At 45.4% G+C, this 18,412-nt stretch carries 14 protein-coding genes and 1 tRNA gene; 5 read left to right on the top strand and 10 right to left on the bottom strand.

The window, feature by feature from the left end:
* From BN93_RS11775 to BN93_RS11760, 5 genes are all read left to right on the top strand, one after another.
* The coding region (locus tag BN93_RS11775; RefSeq protein ID WP_157462825.1) for a transposase at positions 1 to 371 on the top strand (371 nt) is incomplete at its 5' end.
* 265 nt (positions 372 to 636) lie between these two features.
* Entirely contained in the window at positions 637 to 825 is a 189-nt protein-coding gene (locus tag BN93_RS17670) for a hypothetical protein (RefSeq protein ID WP_157462814.1), read from the top strand.
* 71 nt (positions 826 to 896) lie between these two features.
* The gene (locus tag BN93_RS16300; protein ID WP_084768795.1) at positions 897 to 1,715 is read left to right on the top strand and encodes a GLPGLI family protein; all 819 of its coding nucleotides are present in this window, start codon (positions 897 to 899) and stop codon (positions 1,713 to 1,715) included.
* An 8-nt stretch (positions 1,716 to 1,723) separates the two neighbouring features.
* The gene (locus tag BN93_RS11765; protein WP_044260596.1) at positions 1,724 to 2,530 is read left to right on the top strand and encodes a GLPGLI family protein; all 807 of its coding nucleotides are present in this window, start codon (positions 1,724 to 1,726) and stop codon (positions 2,528 to 2,530) included.
* A gap of 70 nt (positions 2,531 to 2,600) precedes the next feature.
* Positions 2,601 to 5,168 carry a peptidase associated/transthyretin-like domain-containing protein gene (locus tag BN93_RS11760; RefSeq protein WP_019188522.1) on the top strand — a complete coding sequence of 856 codons (2,568 nt, stop codon included), beginning with the start codon at positions 2,601 to 2,603 and terminating at the stop codon, positions 5,166 to 5,168.
* A 1,605-nt stretch (positions 5,169 to 6,773) separates the two neighbouring features.
* On the opposite strand, the gene BN93_RS11750 is transcribed toward BN93_RS11760, so the two are convergent.
* From BN93_RS11750 to BN93_RS18055, 10 genes are all read right to left on the bottom strand, one after another.
* A tRNA-His gene (locus tag BN93_RS11750) sits at positions 6,774 to 6,847 on the bottom strand.
* A gap of 163 nt (positions 6,848 to 7,010) precedes the next feature.
* On the bottom strand, positions 7,011 to 7,934 hold the full coding sequence (locus BN93_RS11745; protein WP_019188520.1) for a DMT family transporter: 924 nt from the start codon (positions 7,932 to 7,934) through the stop codon (positions 7,011 to 7,013).
* 222 nt (positions 7,935 to 8,156) lie between these two features.
* Positions 8,157 to 8,891 carry a tRNA pseudouridine(38-40) synthase TruA gene (gene truA / locus BN93_RS11740; protein WP_019188519.1) on the bottom strand — a complete coding sequence of 245 codons (735 nt, stop codon included), beginning with the start codon at positions 8,889 to 8,891 and terminating at the stop codon, positions 8,157 to 8,159.
* Between the two features lie 26 nt (positions 8,892 to 8,917).
* On the bottom strand, positions 8,918 to 10,516 hold the full coding sequence (locus BN93_RS11735) for a ComEC/Rec2 family competence protein (RefSeq protein WP_019188518.1): 1,599 nt from the start codon (positions 10,514 to 10,516) through the stop codon (positions 8,918 to 8,920).
* Positions 10,517 to 10,529: 13 nt separating this feature from the next.
* The gene (locus tag BN93_RS11730) at positions 10,530 to 11,867 is read right to left on the bottom strand and encodes a DUF3078 domain-containing protein (RefSeq protein ID WP_019188517.1); all 1,338 of its coding nucleotides are present in this window, start codon (positions 11,865 to 11,867) and stop codon (positions 10,530 to 10,532) included.
* A 140-nt stretch (positions 11,868 to 12,007) separates the two neighbouring features.
* A complete protein-coding gene (gene trmD, locus BN93_RS11725; RefSeq protein WP_019188516.1) occupies positions 12,008 to 12,694 on the bottom strand; it encodes a tRNA (guanosine(37)-N1)-methyltransferase TrmD in 687 nt (228 codons plus the stop codon).
* 31 nt (positions 12,695 to 12,725) lie between these two features.
* Positions 12,726 to 13,406, bottom strand: a complete 681-nt coding sequence (locus BN93_RS11720; protein ID WP_019188515.1) for a DedA family protein — start codon at positions 13,404 to 13,406, stop codon at positions 12,726 to 12,728.
* A gap of 9 nt (positions 13,407 to 13,415) precedes the next feature.
* Entirely contained in the window at positions 13,416 to 14,831 is a 1,416-nt protein-coding gene (locus BN93_RS11715; RefSeq protein ID WP_019188514.1) for a tetratricopeptide repeat protein, read from the bottom strand.
* Positions 14,832 to 14,973: 142 nt separating this feature from the next.
* Complete coding sequence (locus tag BN93_RS11710) at positions 14,974 to 16,689, bottom strand: glutamine--tRNA ligase/YqeY domain fusion protein (protein ID WP_019188513.1); 1,716 nt, start codon at positions 16,687 to 16,689, stop codon at positions 14,974 to 14,976.
* Between the two features lie 531 nt (positions 16,690 to 17,220).
* Positions 17,221 to 17,628 (bottom strand): hypothetical protein, encoded by a 408-nt coding sequence (locus BN93_RS18055; protein WP_019188512.1) that lies wholly within the window; start codon positions 17,626 to 17,628, stop codon positions 17,221 to 17,223.
* Positions 17,629 to 18,412: the final 784 nt, after the last annotated feature.

Here is an 18,412-nt window from a genome sequence, read left to right as displayed (position 1 = left end):
ATTCCATGGTGTGGAAGGTCTTTACCAAAGTGCTCTACGGCAAAGTGTTTGCCGACAAGGGGTACATCAAGCAAGAATTCTTTGAGAACCTCTTCAACCAAGGTATCTATCTTGTTCACGGGCTCAAGTCGAACATGAAAAACAAGCTTATGCCCTTGTGGAACAAGATGATGCTGCGCAAGCGATATATAATAGAATGCATCAACGAATTGCTCAAGAACAAGGCCGACCTTGTCCATTCACGCTATCGCTCTGTACATAACTTCCTTATGAATCTCTGTGCGGCACTGGCAGCATACTGTTTCTTCGAGAATAAGCCCGAGGCACTGCCTGTGCGTATTGAAAAGAGTAGGCAATTGGAGCTATTCTAAGCAAATCCTTATCCCGAACTGGCGTAAAGATACGTTTTTCTTAATATTTCCAAATCTATTTACTTTCGACTAAAAAAACAATAGTTTCAGAAAAAGAAGAACTAAAATTTGGCCAGGATAAATTTATTTTCTAAATTTGCGGTTGAGATGTACACCCCATTCTGTTACATTCATCAGTAATACTGCAACAGGGTTTACATTTTGAGACCTCACTCACCAAAGGCGGTACCGAACAACCTAATTATAAACAACTAACAATTTAAAATTGAGAAAGATTATTGCTACTGCGTTATTCGCAACAGTTTGTTTGGCATCTAATGCCAAAAGAGTAGACATTACCGTGTACACTTCTTGTGGTGACGTTTTAAAGATCGAAGAAATAGGCGATACCGTTACTGCTGAACAAATTGAGAAAGAAGTTGAACGTCTCGATTGGGTATATTGCGGTGATTAAATCAATGTGACACGTTTAGTTTAGTTGCCGTTCTGTGTGGTACACAGAACGGCAACCACATTGCACAACAAATGAAAAGAACATCATTTTTATTTCTGCATCTCACGCTTTGTTTAAGTTCTACTCATGCGCAAAGCTCCTCACCTGCAACAACAGAGGTTAGTTACCTTGTTACATGTATTAAAGATACCATAGAAGGAAAGGTATTGACAGACACTTTCCGACTTCGCTTTAACGACAACACAGCTATGTTTTACAGCAAAGAAACGTTTAGAGACGACTCGCTAAGATATAACGACAAAGAAAGCTGGCTGAAAGAAGGAAGTTTGACATTGAAAAAGAAACAGCGTGCAAACAAGGCTGGCATGTCCTATTACGTCTTGACCGACCTGAAACTAAGAACTTATACCTATAAGGACAAGATTGGACTAAACGCTTTCCGCTACACAGACAGTTTGCCAACCTTCAACTGGCAAATTCTGCCCGAACACAAAAACATTGCTGGCCACAAATGCACAAAAGCCGTGGGCAAATACATGGGGCGAACCTACGAGGCGTGGTTTGCCACAGACATCACCGCGTGCTTAGGGCCATGGAAATTCTATGGCTTGCCTGGCCTTGTAATGTCTGTTTACGACACACATCGCCAATACACCTTCACCTTTATCGATATGCAGCCCTGCAACGGAGACGTTGCGCTCTTTCCTAGCCGCACTTTCAAAACCACTAAGGAGAAGTTTCTTAAAGAATATGCCACATATCAGAGTGACCCCATAGCATATTATGCCACTCGTTCTCTTACAAGAATTAGTTTTGGTGCACCTGACAGTCAATTGGTACAAGAAATTAAAAACAACAATAGGCACCAGCCTATGGAAATATTAGAATAAGGAAACTTATGAAAACAATAGTCAGTATAATGTTGTTTCTTACCTGTGCCCTACATGGGAATGCAGCCGACAACAAAGCCACATTGGAATGTATATATCGGTTGATTTATCAAGTAGACACCGTCACAAAGCGTAGCAGCAACGCCATGATGGTACTCCGGCGGAATGAAACCAAATCGCTATTCTATTCGCAGTCAAACTTTGAAAAAGACTCTATGCTGCTTGAAGCAAGCGGCCCCGAAGAAAGGAAAGCCATTAACGACAGCATTAAGGCTAGATACGGCAAGGTTTCGGTATACTACTATGTTTTAGAAGACTTTGGTAAAAAAGAACTTGAATTTGTTGAATCACTTCCAACTAACAGCAGATACACAGAAAGCTTACCACATTTCAGTTGGAACATCACGGAAGAGCAGAAAACAATTGATAACTATGCTTGCCAAAAAGCGGTATGTACATTTGGTGGGCGTACTTATGAGGCATGGTTTGCACCAGACATCCCCATTAGCGATGGTCCGTGGAAGTTTTATGGATTGCCAGGACTGATACTTGAAGTGTACGACACCAAACACCATTACGAATTTCAGTTCTTAGGCATGCGACCCTGCTCAGGAAAAATAGAAATACCCAATCGAGACGTCACAAAAACCACTAAAAAGGAATATCTACGTTTAAAGCAGTTGGCCATTGATGATCCAAGTGCCTATTTAGACGTACTGAATGCTAAACTGGGAATAAAGGTTGTAAGCACGACAAAACCTCCAAAACGTCGCTCGTATGCAACAATGGAACGCGTGGAATCGCTCCCCAAATAAGAGAAATGATCTATGCGCAAACCAACATTACAAAAGCGTAAAATTCCACAAACCACAGTTCAATTTCATCATGAAACCTTGGCCTTTCCTGATGTTTCTTGTACTCCTCTTTACCTTGCCAGCCCTTGGACAGGAAAGCGTTGTGCGCGGATTGGTAGTGGAAACGGGTAGCGAAACGCCCGTTAGGGGAGCCGTCGTAACCATTCGCAACGCCAATAACATCATCCTTTATAACACGCAGACTTCTGCCAAAGGCGAGTTTAGCCTTATGGTAAGGCGCGAAAAGGCGGCCAGCGCAACGCTGGTGGTAAGCAGCATGACCCACAAATCGGCACAATGCCCCCTTACCAACCAAGCATTCTATCGCGTGGAGATGCAACCCAAGGCCTTCGAGATAAAAGATGTGTATGTGAAACCCAACAGAATAACACACCGCAACGACACGACAAGCTATTTGGTTTCGGCCTTCGCCACACAAAAAGACCGCACCATCGGCGACGTGCTGCGCAACTTGCCGGGCATAAGCGTAAGTAAGGAGGGAACGGTTTCGTATAACGGAAAAGCGATAGACCAATTTCTCATCGAGGGTGTCGACTTGTTTGACGGCCAATATAACATCGCCACGCGCAACATTTCTCACGATGTTATTTCGCGTGTAGATGTTGTGGAGAACTTTCAGTCGAAGAAAACCATGCGAAAGAGCAAGGCCGAGGGGCTCACCGCACTTAACCTTGCCTTAAAAGATAAGGCTAAGGGTAGATGGAGCGGAAACGTAAGGGCGGCGTCAGGTGTTCCAAAACTGTGGGAGGTGGAGGGCTTTGGCGCGCGCCTGTCGGCCGTTAACCAAACATCGCTAACGGCCAAAAGCAACAATACTGGCAAGGACATCATGAGCGAAAATAAGGTTCTCACGATAGACGAGTTGTTGAAACAAATGTCGACGAGCAGCCCCAACTCCTTTATGAACACAGAGCTGGGCAGACCTAGCGCATTAGACAAGAGCCGAACACGCTTTGGGCGCACCCACATCGCCAACGTTGGGAATGTACAAAAGGTTTCGGAGAGTGCCATCGTGCGAACAAAACTTTATTATTCTGACGAACGAAACACGTCGAAAAGGCAACACGGCCTATCGTATTTCCTCGCCGATACCACGCTAACGCGTGCCACTGCTGAATGCGGCATACTGAACAGCAGAGAACTGTCGGCCGCTGTAATGTTTAAGAGCGACAGGGAGCGGAGTTTCTTTTCCAACGAGATTAAGTACAGTTCTGCATGGCAACGCAATCGCACCATTACGCAAGGCGACGACAACAACCAGTCGGAAACGCGGTCGGACCTGCACGCCATCGAAAACCAGTTGCAGTGGATAAGGGCTGTTGGCAAGCATCACATCAAGTTTACATCGGTGAACTTATACCGTTATGTGCCCGAACAGCTCATCGTTGTTGCTGATAGCACGCGCCAACAAGATGTTACACGGCACCAATTCCTTTCGTCCACTAAGCTAAACTTCACTTTCAACACCCGCCGTTGGGCATTAGAAATGGACGCGGAGGGGCGCATACAAGCCATGAATATGGAAAGCAACTATCGCACAGTGCCCTACGACACGGCTTTCTACGAAAATGCCAATATCCATTTCATGGCCTTCATTGCTACGCCAACCATCACTTACAAGCACCGAGGACTGCGCGGAACGCTGAAAATACCCCTCAGCGCATGCCGTTATTTTGGCACGGCAGTGGCCAATAAGCTGTTTTTTTCGCCCATCCTTAGCCTTAGTTGGGAGCTGAACTCGCGTTGGAAACTAGGGGCTAGCGTGTCGATGAACAGCAAAGAACCATCAGTTAACGATAGTCACGCCATGCCGATGCTGGTAGATTATCGCACGTTTCAGATGTCGCCCATCAACTTTTACGGGTCGCACAGTTGGCAAGAGATGGCCTTTGTATCGTACGCCAACTACATGCACATGCTTTTCGTGCGCGCCAGTGTAGCCTTTAACACGCACCACAACAACATATCGCGCACTAAGCAGGTGGACAGGCGCGGCATGGTGTATTATTCTACGGTGGAAAACGATAACCACTCGCACGGAATAATGGCGATAGCCACAGTGAGCAAACGCCTGGAATGGCTTAAAGGAACGTTCAACACGCAGTGCGTATTATCCCAAAACGCCAACAGTATGTACCAAAACGGCATCAATACCGAGTTTAAGTCGGGCTCGCTGCAAACGTCGGTTAGCCTCAATAGCAACGTTTGGGCGTGGCTAGACGTGGCTTATAGGGCGCAATATAACGTTAATTCGCTTGAAATTAGTGCCATGAAGACTCGTACGAAGTTGTTTACGCAAGAGTTGGAGCTGACGTTGATGCCGACGGATGCCTTGAATTTCTCGTTTTCGACGGAATACTACGCCAATTATTTCAACGATGGCACAAGGAAACACACGGTGTTTGCCGACTTTAATTGTTTGTATAAGTATCGCAAAACCGACTTTACGCTGCACATAAACAACATGCTGAACCAACGATATTATAACAACACCACATATAACAACCTAAGTAGCACCTTCAACCAGTATGCGCTGCGCGGCCGAACTTTGCTTGTTGGGGTAAAGGTTTATTTTTAGTTGATGGGCTTGTGAGCCCTTTCCTAGTTCGGCAAAACAGAAGTTGTGAACTTATTTTTTGTTCGCTTTTGTATTCTTTTCAACAGACATTTTAGCATGAAGAGCACCCTCCTAATCCCCCAATCTCCTACTAACCACAAAAAATAATTATCGTTGTGGTTGGCTTTGATACAAAACGCAATTTTGTACCTAACCGATGACTGCCCCATTTGATGCTGTGTTAAAGCGCAACTCACGCAAAATGGTGTGCAATTTGCTGCAAGGCTCACTGCTATTCATCGCCCAAAGCTATGCTGTTCGCTGCAAATTGTGTAGGTGAATGTCGCAAGATGGAAGACTACTTTTAGGAAAAGAATTGAAGTCCACTTGGCTTTTGATGTTTCAACAACTTGAGCGGAGCTGTTTTTTTGTGAAGTCAGCGCAAAATATACTCTCCTCTCATAAATGGCGCGTGGGATGGAATTAGCTCGCTGGCTTGTAGACTTACGAAAGACAATCAATTTCAGAATACACCAACGCATCAGCAAACAAACTCGTCAACCCACCAGATCGTAAGCACATCAACTTACAAATTCATCAACCTACTAACTCAAGAACCTACCAACTCACTAACTCGTCAACTCAAAAAATCACTAACTCCAAACTTTAAAATGATTGCTTTTATTTTTACAAGCTCGTGCTAATTTTCACTCCGTTCTAGCGAAAAATCAGGTTATAAAATGGGTAAAAAGCCACTGTTTCTAGCTTTTTACGCCTTTTGTTTTGTCCGTTTTCAAGCAATAAACCTGCATTTAGCACCATTTTGCCTTTCTAGTTTGGCTGACGGCTCGTAATTTCTCGAGCCCAATTACTCACTTTTAACCCCCAAAAACCTGCTTTTTAACAGCTATTTTACCCTTTTCAGCCATGTTTTTAACGTTTCTGAAAGATTTTGTTTATACAATAGCAGTGGATATTTATGCTTTTCGACTCACATTTAGCAGCATTTTGCACTGCATTTTGCACCAAAATACCTTGCATTTAGCATCAAAACGCATTGCATTTAGCACCAAAACGCACTGCGTTTAGCGGCAAATTGCACCGCGTTTTGCACCAAAATGCACTTCATTTTGCGGCAAATAGCCCGAAATTAGGTGCTAATGGCGGTGTTTTTAAATAAAAATTCATTTTGCCTGCATTTACAACTCCCCCCCTTTTGCATCAAAGCAAACCTTCGCGAGAATCGATTTTTTGCGGCAAGGTGAGCGATTGGTGGACAGAAAGGGCACTCATAATGTTAAAATTTCTACTGAAAACTAGACAAAGATGGTTATGTCGCATACGTGCGCATGGGCATTGGCATGGTAAGCGTGTACGTTTTGCTACTGCTAGGCGCGAAGGGTTGCAGGCATGCAACTTGCGGACAACGGGAGTGTATCATGGAAATGCAGAAGTAATTTGCCATTGGCAACCAGTTTCTGCTTGTGGAAAATACATTGAATAACTTTTGCCAAGTCACCTTTATTATATATTTTGCTGGGCCAATGTGGCACAGGATGGTGCGGCGGAAGGGATATAAAAAAACGTTCCTTTCAGTATTTGAAAGGAACGTTGTGTTTGTTGAGGGGTGGCTAGTCGGATTCGAACCGACGACATTCAGAACCACAATCTGACGCTCTAACCTGCTGAACTATAGCCACCATGTTTGACCTCATTTCTGAAATCGATTGCAAAGGTATAGATTTTATTTGGATATACCAAATGTTAACGGCGTTTTTTCTTGTTGTCTGCTTAATTTTGGCTTTTTCAATGGTTTATTTTGCTTTCTCTTACGTGTAGCATGGAAACCAACTTGACAACCGACTAAGCTTTTGAACCGAAGTACAGGCAAAGCATGCCTAAGAGAACAAGGAACAAATCGAATGCTTTGCGTTTGAGATTTTTCTCTTGAAAGACAAGTGCGCCAAACATAAACGATACCAAAACGCTGCCTCTTCTTACCATCGATACGATGGAAATCATGGCTTGTGGCTGGCTTAGGGCATAGTAGTAGGCAAAGTCGGCTGCGCAGAGAAATAGGCTTATCAGCATGATGGCCCACCTCCACTGAAAGGGTTGGGTTGTTTTGCGCTTGGGATACCATAGAACGAGCAACACAATGCCCATCATACCGCATTGGTATAGGTTGTACCAGCTTTGCACAACCATCTTGTCTAGCCCCAATCCGCCCTGTGCAGTTGGGGTCATCAAGTATTTATCGTATAGTCCGCTGCATGCACCTAGTATGGCGGCAAGTGCGATGGCGTATATCCACTTGTTGTGTTTGAAGTCGATACCTTCTCTTTTTCCACTCCTGCTTAAAAGGAAAAAGGAACAAATGGCCAGTGCAACGCCCAACCATTGCAGCAGGTTGAGTTGTTCGCCATAAACAAGCATCGCCCCAACGAGTACCAGTATGGGACGTGTGGCATTTATCGGGCCAACGATTGTTAGCGGAAGATGTTTCATACCCACGTATCCAAATATCCACGAAGACAGCACTAGCATGCTTTTGAAGAAAATGTAACCATGTGTAGACAAGTTGGTGGCCGACACGTAGAACATGCTGGCTGGTGAAAGCCAACCGAAACGACTGCCGAGGATGAATGGAATGAAGATGAGCGACGAAAAAAAGGTGTTGAGAAACAACACGGGGATAATGGCGTTACCTTTCAACGACAGTTTCTTAAAGACATCGTAGAAACCTAGAAGACTGGCAGAAAGAAAGGCTAAGAGTAACCAAAGCATGTGGATTTGTTATGTTGTGAAGGAATTATTGGGTTTCTGAGCTCGTGGTTTTTAAAGTTATTGGGGTTGTTGAACTTATGAACTCGTGGTGCCATGAACTTGTAAACTCACGAACAAACAATCCGTGAATTGAATAACTTATGGACTGATAAACTAACGAACAAATAAGCTGTGCATACAATAACTTAAAGCCATATAAACTCACGAACTCAAAAACTCAAATTAATATTGCACGTCTTCGAGAAACAAGGCATGGCCGGGAACCGACTCGCCTGCTTGTTGTCGCGACTTAGAATGTAGTATATCAACGAACTGTTCGAGTGTGATTTTGTGCCAACCCACGTCTAAAAGTGTTCCAACAATGGCGCGAACCATGTTGCGGAGAAATCTGTTTGCTGATATACGTAAATGCCATTTGGTGTCGGAAAGCTTTATCCAACGAGCCTCGTAGACCTCGCAGAAGGTGGTTTTTGCATCTGAATGGCTTTTGCAAAAAGCCCCAAAATCTTTATGCGACAATAGTATTTCAGCGGCCTCGTTCATCAATTGGAAGTCGGGTGCTTGGTATAAGGCATACGAGTAGGCGCGACAAAAGGGGTCGCGGTCTAGATGTATGTAATAATGATAGGTGCGTTTGGTGGCACTGAACCGTGCGTGCATGTCGGCATCTACGGCTTTTATTGCGTTAATGGTGATGTCGAAGGGCAGTACACGGTTGAGTTTGTAGGTGAGTTGCACTGTGTCTAATGGGTTGTCTACATCGAAATGCGCAACCATCGTGCGTGCATGAACACCTGTATCGGTACGTCCTGCACCGACCAGTTCAACGGGATGTCTGAGCAGAAGGGACATGGCACGTTGCATTTCCGCTTGAACCGAATTGGCGTTAGGCTGAATTTGCCAGCCATGATAGGCTGTTCCGTCGTACGAAAAGTATATGAAGTATCTTTGTTTCATCCTTACAAAGGTACAAAATATAATGGTTATAGCTGTTGTATCTGTCGCCTAATTCGGAACCATTTGCGCGCAAAAAGGCCTAAGGCGTAGAGAGATGCGATGAAAATGTAGGCCAAATAGGTTTGGATGAGGTTGAATTGAAGTCCGTCGAGCGTGGAGTGGGGCAGCGCGGATATGCCATTGACCAAGGTTTTCACGGCTGTGGCTAGCCATTGCATGGCATCTAACACAAAATTATGGAGTAATGGCGCGCCTTGAACGATGAAAGAGGCGAGCGTGACGTAAAGCAAGAGGGTTATGAGTGGAAGTATAAGCAGGTTGGAGAGTAGGAAATAGCATGAGAAACGCCCAAAATAATAGGCTATAATGGGCATTGTGCCCACTTGTGCTGCCACGGAAACGCAGACGATAGCCCAGATGGGACGGAGCAAATTGGCCCAACGCGTTGTGGGTTGGTAGAGTGAGAAAAACGGGGGATAAAGAAGAATGATGGATAATACGGCTATGAATGAGAGCTGGAAACTGACATCCCAAAGCGTGGAAGGGTTGGCAATGAGCATCACGATGCAGGCAAAAGCCAGCGAATTGGCCGAAAAGCGGTCGCGATGGAGCAACGAAACGAAGGCGTAGAGGGTGAGCATGAGGGCAGAACGGACGGCTCCGGGTGGCAATCCCACTAGGAAAACATAGCTCCAAAGGGTGATGGTGATGATGGTTTGGGCAATGAACTCGGCCCAATCGCGGCGCACTACGCGATAGAGAATGGTGGTGAAGAACGCCGAAAGCACGTTGTAAATGATGCCGAGATGCAGGCCAGACAGTGCCAGTATATGCGAAACGCCTGCCTTGTTGTATGATTCGCGTTGTGTGGGGGTGAGGTTCGACTTGTCGCCGAGGGCTATGGAGGCAACCAAAGCTTGGTTGTCGGAGCTTAACCTTTGTTGCCATGCGCTGTCGAGCAGGCTTTGGCGCACTTTTAATAGGCGCAAACGTATTTTATCTACGGTGGAAATTTTGTGTATTTCGTCGTTGGTTAGTTGCGTGTTCTGCCAATCGGCAAAGTAAACAAAGGTTGTTGCGTAGATTTGGTGGGCTTGCATCCAGCGCGCAAAGTTGAACTTTGAGGATGAAAAGAGGGCAGATTCGTTGTTGAAAACTGATTGAACGGCGATTGTTGAACCTGTGGTAAGGCTCTGCCAACGATTGGTAAGCGTGTCTTTTAGGATGGATGCACGAACGAGAAAGGGCGTATGACTGTCGTTTCTTTCTGATAGGTTTATCACCAAGAGGTTGCATTTTAACACCTTTCCGTGGGCTGTGGGGGTGTCGGTAACGATGGCTTTGTATGTAATGGCTTGGTTGATGGGTATTGATTGCCTATCGTTTATTTGCAAAGACATGAGCCATGCGCCAAGAAAAACAATGGAAACGAGGATGGCCATGCTGGAAATGTGCGCATGACGGATGGCCAGAACGGCAATGGCTGCTGTGCCAAGCAATAGCGAAACGCTGGTTGTGGGGTTGGAGAAAAAGGGAATGGCGTCGGCCAACACTATCCCTACGATGAGCATCAGTGCGATGCGCACCAGCGGATAGAGTTGGATGACGCCATTGGGACGTGTCATACAGGCCTCTGTGTTAGAACGAATAGGAGAAACCTATTGATACGAACTCGCGCAATTGCAGGTATCCGTGTTTCTCGTCGCGTGTTCCTCCATCGTCGAAACGTGGATAAACGAATAGTTTGGAGCTAATGAATTTGTTGAATTGGAACGTGAAAGTGTTTTCCCATTCCACTTCTGCCCTGCTGTATGTGGTATATCCGTAGAGGCGTGTTTGCCAGCTAATGGGTTCGGCTATCTTCCACATTAGGTCTACGGTAAATTCAGAACCAAAGTCGTGAAGGGTGTGGCTATCTGGTTTCAGACCATAGCGAGGACCCAACGAAAGCCTGTCTACATAGCGGAAGTTATAGGCTAGGGGAGCGAGATGTATCGAACCTTTAAGTCTTCCCTTAAACCAATCAACGTTGTAGTCCATACCAAGCGATATGTTTGTGTTGAAAGGCGACATGAAATCGGATGCTGGTTCACCGCTGTTGTTTTTATATCCGCGTAAGAATTGGGTGTAGGCCACAAGTTGTAGGGTGTAATACCACCGCTTAGAGGCTTGAAGTCCCAGCTTGCTGGTGTACCTGATGAGGTCTTCTGAGGTTTTCAGGCTGTGTAATGTGTCGCTAGGCGAAGTGATGAAACCTAGTTTTAGTTCGAGTTTATTGTCGAATTTAACCTTTTGTTTGTTGTTGTAGTTGCATTGTAAGGTAACGGCACCTACCATTGAATAGTTGCTTTCGCCACCCTTATGCCAGTTGCCCGACACATAATTTTGCAGGAATTGCAGGTAATAGTCGCCCTTGACGGTCCAGAAGTTGGGCTTGGTAACAACAACGTTGATTGGTACAGCACCAGGGTCGGTGGGTACTTGTGGTTGTTTTTCGGCCAGTCCAGCATCCGACTTGATGACAACAGGTGTTGTTTTAGCTTCGGGAGCCACATTGTGCAGCACCGTTTCGCGGTTTAACACCAAGTCGGGCCTTTTAAGGTAGATACCTAACAATGCAGAGTCGGTAAACCTAGGCCCTAGGTAATCTGCCCTTTGGTTTGGTGCCTTAGTGGTCGTGCCTTCGTCGGAGAGGTCGAAGAAGTCTTTGGCTATTCCTTCGTAGAAGGTGAGTGGCGAGAAGAGCTTGAAACTTTGGTATGGAACAACGCTCTCAACAAAATCGTTTGGAAGTGCGCTTTTGTCGTTTTGCCGATACACCTTATTATATAGGAGGGCCAGCGAGTCCTCATAACTTTTTAGCAGTGCTGTGGCATAGTCGGCTCTGTCGGTGCGGCGTGTGGGGCGCGTTTGTTGTGCTTGGAGCGTAACAACGGCAAGGATAGATAATATAAGTGTACTTAAAACGTGTTTCATTACAATTGTTTTTACTTGCAAAGATAGCTATTTTTTTCTACGTTTTGCGTTTTGTTTTACTTCTTTTTTTTATTGTTTTTGTTGGTGGCTGGCCTAGAAAAGACAGGCCACTGGCTGTGTTTTCTTCTGGGAGAACGCTCTTATTCGCCCTTCTGTTCTAGTAAGTCGGGGCGCAGTTGCCTTGTTCTTTCCAGGGCTTGTTCCATCTCCCATGTCTTTATTTTGGCCTCGTTGCCGCTGAGAAGTATGGGTGGAACTTCCCAACCTTTGTAGTTTGCAGGGCGTGTATAGATGGGCGCAGAGAGCAAATCGTCTTGAAAACAATCGGAGAAAGCACTCTGTTCGTCGCTGATAACGCCAGGGATGAGTCGCACAATGGCGTCGGCCATCACGGCGGCAGCAAGTTCGCCCCCTGTGAGTACATAGTCGCCGATGGATATTTCGCGTGTGATGAGGTGGTCGCGTACGCGTTGGTCAACGCCCTTATAGTGTCCGCAAAGTATGATGATGTTGCCTTTTAGTGACAATTCGTTGGCCACATGCTGGTCGAACTGTTGTCCATCGGGCGACGTAAATATCACTTCGTCGTATTCTCGTTGGGCTTTAAGGGCAGAAATACAGCGGTCTATGGGTTCGCATTGCATCACCATCCCTGCAAATCCACCGTATGGATAGTCGTCCACACGTCTCCATTTATCGGTAGAATAGTCGCGAAGGTTATGCAGATGTATTTCTGCTAGCTCTTTTTTTTGTGCGCGTGCCAAGATAGATTCGTGCACGAATCCCTCAATCATCTCGGGCAACACGGTGATAATGTCAATTCTCACTGTTCGATTTCCTTTCGTTATGTCGTCTATGTTAATCGCCTTTGTCAGAGGTTGTGCCTTCTGTTATGGTCGATGCGTTTGCCTTACGCTTTTTTCTTTTACGCATTTGCCACCAGATTACGCTAATGATAGCCACCACACCAAGTGCAATAATGACAACGAGTTGTATCTGGCTGTTGTACTCTTCAATCTTGTTGTTAAGGTCTTCTTTCGGTACGAACGAATGTAGATACCATCCAAGGGTGGCCAAAACGGTGTTCCAAAGGCCTGCGCCGATGGTGGTATAGAGGATGAACTTCCAAAATTTCATCTTGGAAAGACCTGCTGGGATGGATATTATCTGGCGTATGCCTGGCAGAAGTCGGCCTGTAAGCGTGGCAATGACTCCGTGGTCGTAAAAATATTTTTCGCCTTTCTCAATCTTTTCTTGGTTCAACAGGCAGAGATGTCCCAGCTTGCTGTTGGCAAAGCGGTAAATAACGGGGCGGCCGAGGTAATAGGCCGCAGCGTAGTTGGCCGAAGAACCGAGTACTGCACCTATGGTTGCGACAACCACAACGAGTACGATATTTAGTTCGCCAGCTGCTGCGCGGTAGGCGGCAGGTGGCACAATGAGTTCTGAGGGGGCGGGAATGACGGAGCCTTCGATAAACATTAGAAGCAGCACCGTCCAATAATTGAGGTTGTTTAGCAGGGGTAATAACCAGCTCATTTCTTCTTTTTACTTTTTTTGTATTGTGATATAATTGTAGTAACTCTCTGGGTCGAGGTCTTTGGGAAAGTACTCGCCAAGGATTGTTTTAGCCTCCATGGGGTTTAGTTCGCAGGCTTTGCGCAGGAAATGCAGGTACTCCGACTCCTTATTTAGACATTTGCAGCAGAGCGACATGTGCGAATATCCGTCTTTCCAATCGGCAGGAACCGATTGAAAGAGCGTGTGAAACATCCTGTAAGCCAATTGCATATAGCCGTTGTCGTATACTGATATGGCGATACGGAAATACACATTGGGAGCCGACTTTGAGTGCCTGACGGCCTCTAAGAAAAAGTTTTGGGCTGCCAATGGGTTTCCGTTTTCCAGTTGGATGTGGCCTTTGAACACTGTTAACTCGTCTTCGTCGCCGTTACCTGTGGCTATGGCCTTGTCTACGTATGCCAAAGCGTCGTCCACTCTGCCAAGTCTGGACAGGGCAAAAGCCGTTTCTTGATAAATCTCTACCAAGTTAACCGACTTAGGCACAGCCATTTTTTCGGCCTTTTGCAGATGTTGCAGGGCCTCCGCTGGCCGATCGAGGTTGATGAGGGTGATGCCAATGAATATTTCTCCCGTTTCATCATCCTTATGGAGGTTGTTAAATCGGGTGTAATAAGTAAGTGCCTCTTCGTACTCGCCTAGACTGAACATGCCGTTGGCTTTGTTAAGTAGTGCCTCTTCATCGTTAGGATTGATGGCGATAGAGTATTCGCTGCTCTCGATGGAGTCTTTAATGCGATTGCTAAGAAACTGCGATGAGGCCAGCTGATTCCAGTAGGGTGAGGCAAAGGGGTTTTCTTCTACAAGTTTCTTAAAGATTTCTTCGCCCTGTCGGTACTCGCCTTTACCCAATGCTATGCGTCCTTGCACTTCTTGATAGTCGGCCGTTTGCGTGTTTTCGGCCATCGCAAGCCATGCTTGTGCATGGTCTATGAGGTCGTAATCCAAGTAAATGTCTGCCACATCAAGAATAAAGTCGTCCCTTTCCTCGTCGTCTTGCCATTCTAATTGCTGGCGTAAAAACTCGTCGGCCTCGTCGTTTTTGTTTTCAACGAGCATGATTTCGACACGCAAGTACACGCATTCGAGTTCCGATTGGTCGTCAACTTGCTCTAAATACCATTTTGCTTTTTTGGGATTTTGCATTAACAGCTCGTATCTGCCCATGAACACCAATGGCGGCATTGCCCCCGGGAACATGTCTACACCTTTTAGGGCAGCTTTCACAGCATCGTTCGTTCGCCCATCTGTGTAGTAATATTCGGCAATATCGGCCAGCGCGTCCGAGTCGAAGTAGGCAGTGCGCCCCTCTTGTTCGGCTTCCTCGTAGCTATGGAGTGTTTGCCGAAACTCTTCGCTGTTGAAATAGCTGTCGTTTGTCATTGTTTTTAAACAATCAAGAGGGGCGAACGGTGTTCGTCCCTCATGTTAGTGGTATGTGGCAAGGGCTATACTGCATTTAGTTCTGATAGCCTTTGCCGGATGTTAGGATGTGTCTGCGTGTACGTATCGCTACTTTGTGTGCTTATTTATTTTGTTTTGCCCACGTGTCTTTCAAACCTACGGTCTTGTTGAACACGGGATGTTCGGCAGAAGAGTCGATATCGGCCATGAAATAGCCAATGCGTTGGAATTGCAGATACTCGCCTGGTTTCTTGTTTGCTGCATAGTTCTCCACATAGCAGTTGGTGTACACCTTCTTCGAGTCCTTATTAAGCAGTTCCCTAAAATCCCTTTCGTCGGTCGATGGATTCTCTACATCGAACAATCTGTCGTAAACGCGCACCTCGGCTTGGGTGCAGTGGTCGGCCGAAAGCCAGTGAAGTGTGCCCTTAACCTTGCGGTTTGCACCCTCCATGCCGCTTTTGCTCTGTGGATCGTATTCGGCTTGCACCTCCACAATGTTGCCATCGGCATCTTTGGTGCATCCCGTACACTTGACGATGTAGGCACTTTTCAAGCGCACTTCTTGGCCAGGCGTCATTCTAAAGAACTTCTTGGGTGCATCTTCCATAAAGTCTTCGCGTTCCATCCACAGATTTCTTGAGAAGGTGATGGTGTGTGTGCCGTCGGCTGCGTTTTCGGGATTGTTCACCGTTTCCATTTCTTCGGTCTGCCCTTCGGGATAGTTTGTAATCACCAACTTAACGGGATTAACCACCGCCGTTACGCGGCAAGCACGCTTGTTGAGGTCTTCGCGTACCGAGGCTTCAAGCAAGGCCATGTCGTTAAGTGCGTCGAACTTGGTGTAGCCAATGGAATCTATGAACATGCGAACGCTTTCAGGAGAATATCCTCTGCGGCGCATACCGCATAGTGTAGGCATGCGTGGGTCGTCCCAACCACTCACCAAACCCTCGTCTACAAGCGTGTGCAACTTGCGTTTGCTCATTACCGTGTAGGTGAGGTTCAGTCGGTTGAACTCTATCTGGCGTGGTCTGAAATCGTTGATATTATCCATTTCGCCGTTCATCTCTTTAAGGAAGTCGATGAACTTGTCGTACAGTGGGCGGTGAGGAACGAACTCTAAGGTGCAGATGGAGTGCGTTACGCCCTCAAAGTAGTCGCTTTGTCCGTGTGCAAAGTCGTACATGGGGTAGGCATTCCATTGTGTTCCCGTGCGATGGTGCGGCGTATGGATGATGCGATACATGATTGGGTCGCGGAAGTGCATGTTGGGATTGGCCATATCTAGCTTTGCGCGCAGCACCATAGAGCCCTCTGGCGTGTCTGGTAGGTTCATTTTCTCGAACAAAGTGAGGCTTTCTTCAACCGGTCTGTCCCTATATGGCGATGCTGTACCAGCCTTTGTGGGTGTACCCTTCTGCTCGGCAATCTGTTCGCTTGTTTGTTCGTCGATGTAAGCGTGGCCTTTTTTAATCATCCATACGGCGAAATCCCATAGCTTTTGGAAATATTCGGAGGCGTAATAAATGTTTTCCCATTTAAATCCTAGCCACTTTATGTCGTTTAATATGTTTTCAACATACTCGTCTTTTTCCTTGCTGGGGTTGGTATCGTCGAAACGCAGGTTGCATATTCCGTTAAATTTCTCTGCTGCTCCGAAGTCCATGCAGATAGCTTTGGCATGGCCGATGTGCAGATAACCGTTTGGTTCTGGGGGAAAGCGCGTTTGTAGGCGCCCGCCATTCTTTCCCTCGGCCAGGTCTTGTTCAATGATTTGTTCTACAAAACTCAGGTTCTTTTTCTCTTCGTTTGAGTTTTCTATTCTTTCTGTCATTGTATACATTATTATATTATAGTGCAAAGGTACGATAAAGGAGCAAAATATCAAAATTCGCATTAGCTTAAATCTTGCTTTTTTAACAGGATGTGTCAAAATATGTTTTCTAACATAATAAAAAGTTTGCGTAAATAAATTTCAGGTCGTAACTTTGCACTCGTTATCCTGAATACAATCTTTTTGCCTTAAAAAAGCTAATACCTATTGAGATTAGATGCGCTGCACTGTGAAGTGTGGCGCATTTGTATTTTAGTAAGGTACGTTATGTTTTACTGCTGTCATCAATATTGTCAGTGCTATCATGTATCTGCGAACGCACTTAATTTATAGCAAATATTATCATAATAGAACGATAATTTCGCTTTCTTAAATCATTTTTGACTTGCACGAACTGGTGTATATCAGTTTTTTTCCAGTTGCTCTTTGTGCTCTCAATGCGATGAACATCTGTTTGTTGGGTTATCCATGAGCGTGACGATTGCTGTCTCTAGCTTGAAGTGTCACTTTAGTATAGAAGTTGTCTTGACTTTAAATGTTTCTATAAATTGAGAGTAGTTTATTATCCTTGTGCTGTAAAACCAAGATAAACTCGCCCCCCTCCTGTACAAACTCGCCCCCTCCTGTACAAAGTAGTGGACAAAGATACGATAAAATCTGAAATTCTGCACCATTTGTCTGTGGCAAAACATAGTTTATGACCCCAAAAGCGACTTGGCGGAAGTCCTTCAACGCCTTCTCTACAAGTTGAAAACTGGCTGTAAATAACAGATTACTTCGGCGTTTGCCTGGTGCTGTCTCCATTTGTCGTGGGTAGTATGGCGTGCAACCGCTCGTGCTGGTGGCAGCAAGTTTAGGTGCTTTCCGTGTGTTGCTTGTGGGCATGAATGCTGCATAATCGTTTTTTATTTGTCTAGTTTTCAGTACTAAATTTAACATTATGACTACCCTTTTCGTCCACCAATCGCAAACCTTGCCGCAAAAAATCGATTCTCGCGAAGGTTTGTTTTGATGCTAAATGGGGCTAGTATGTGAAAGCGGCAAAATGAATATTTATTACAAACAATCGTTATTAGCACCATTTTGGGGGCTATTTGGTGCTAAATGCAGTGCGTTTTGGTGCTAAACGTAGTGCGTTTTGGTGCTAAATGCAGTGCGTTTTGGTGCTAAATGCAGTGCGTTTTGGTGCTAAACGCAAGGTAAAATGGTGCAAAACGCAGTGCAAAATGGTGCAAAACGCAGGATGATAAGCATAAATATCCACGGCAATGGTATAAATAAAACCTTTTCGAACCATGAAACATATAGCTCAAAGGGGCAGAATAGCCATTAAAAAGTGGGTGTTTTCCGCCTAAAAGTGGATAATTGGGCTTGAAAAATTACGAGTCGGTAACCAAACTAGAAAGGCAAAATGGTGCAAAATGCAGGTTCTGTTCTTAGAAATGGACAAAACAAAAGGCCCGAAAGACCCCCAAAAGTAGTTATTTACCTACTTTTTAACCTATATTTTCGCTAGAAGGGAATGAAAATAATAATGCAATTGTAAAACAAAAATAACAATTTTAAGTTTTGCTTGTTAATGAGTAAGTGTGTTGATGAGCTTGTGTTTTTTTGTAGGTTAGTAGGTTAGTTTATGAGTTGATAAGTTGATGTGTTGATGAGTTGATGGCGCTTATCCAGGCTAATGGTGAACCAGCGACTTGCAATAAAATGTGTTGAAGAC

Origin of the sequence: Prevotella conceptionensis 9403948 (assembly GCF_000312305.1) — a bacterium.
Lineage (GTDB): Bacteria > Bacteroidota > Bacteroidia > Bacteroidales > Bacteroidaceae > Prevotella > Prevotella conceptionensis.
This window is presented reverse-complemented; position numbering and strand designations above follow the sequence as displayed.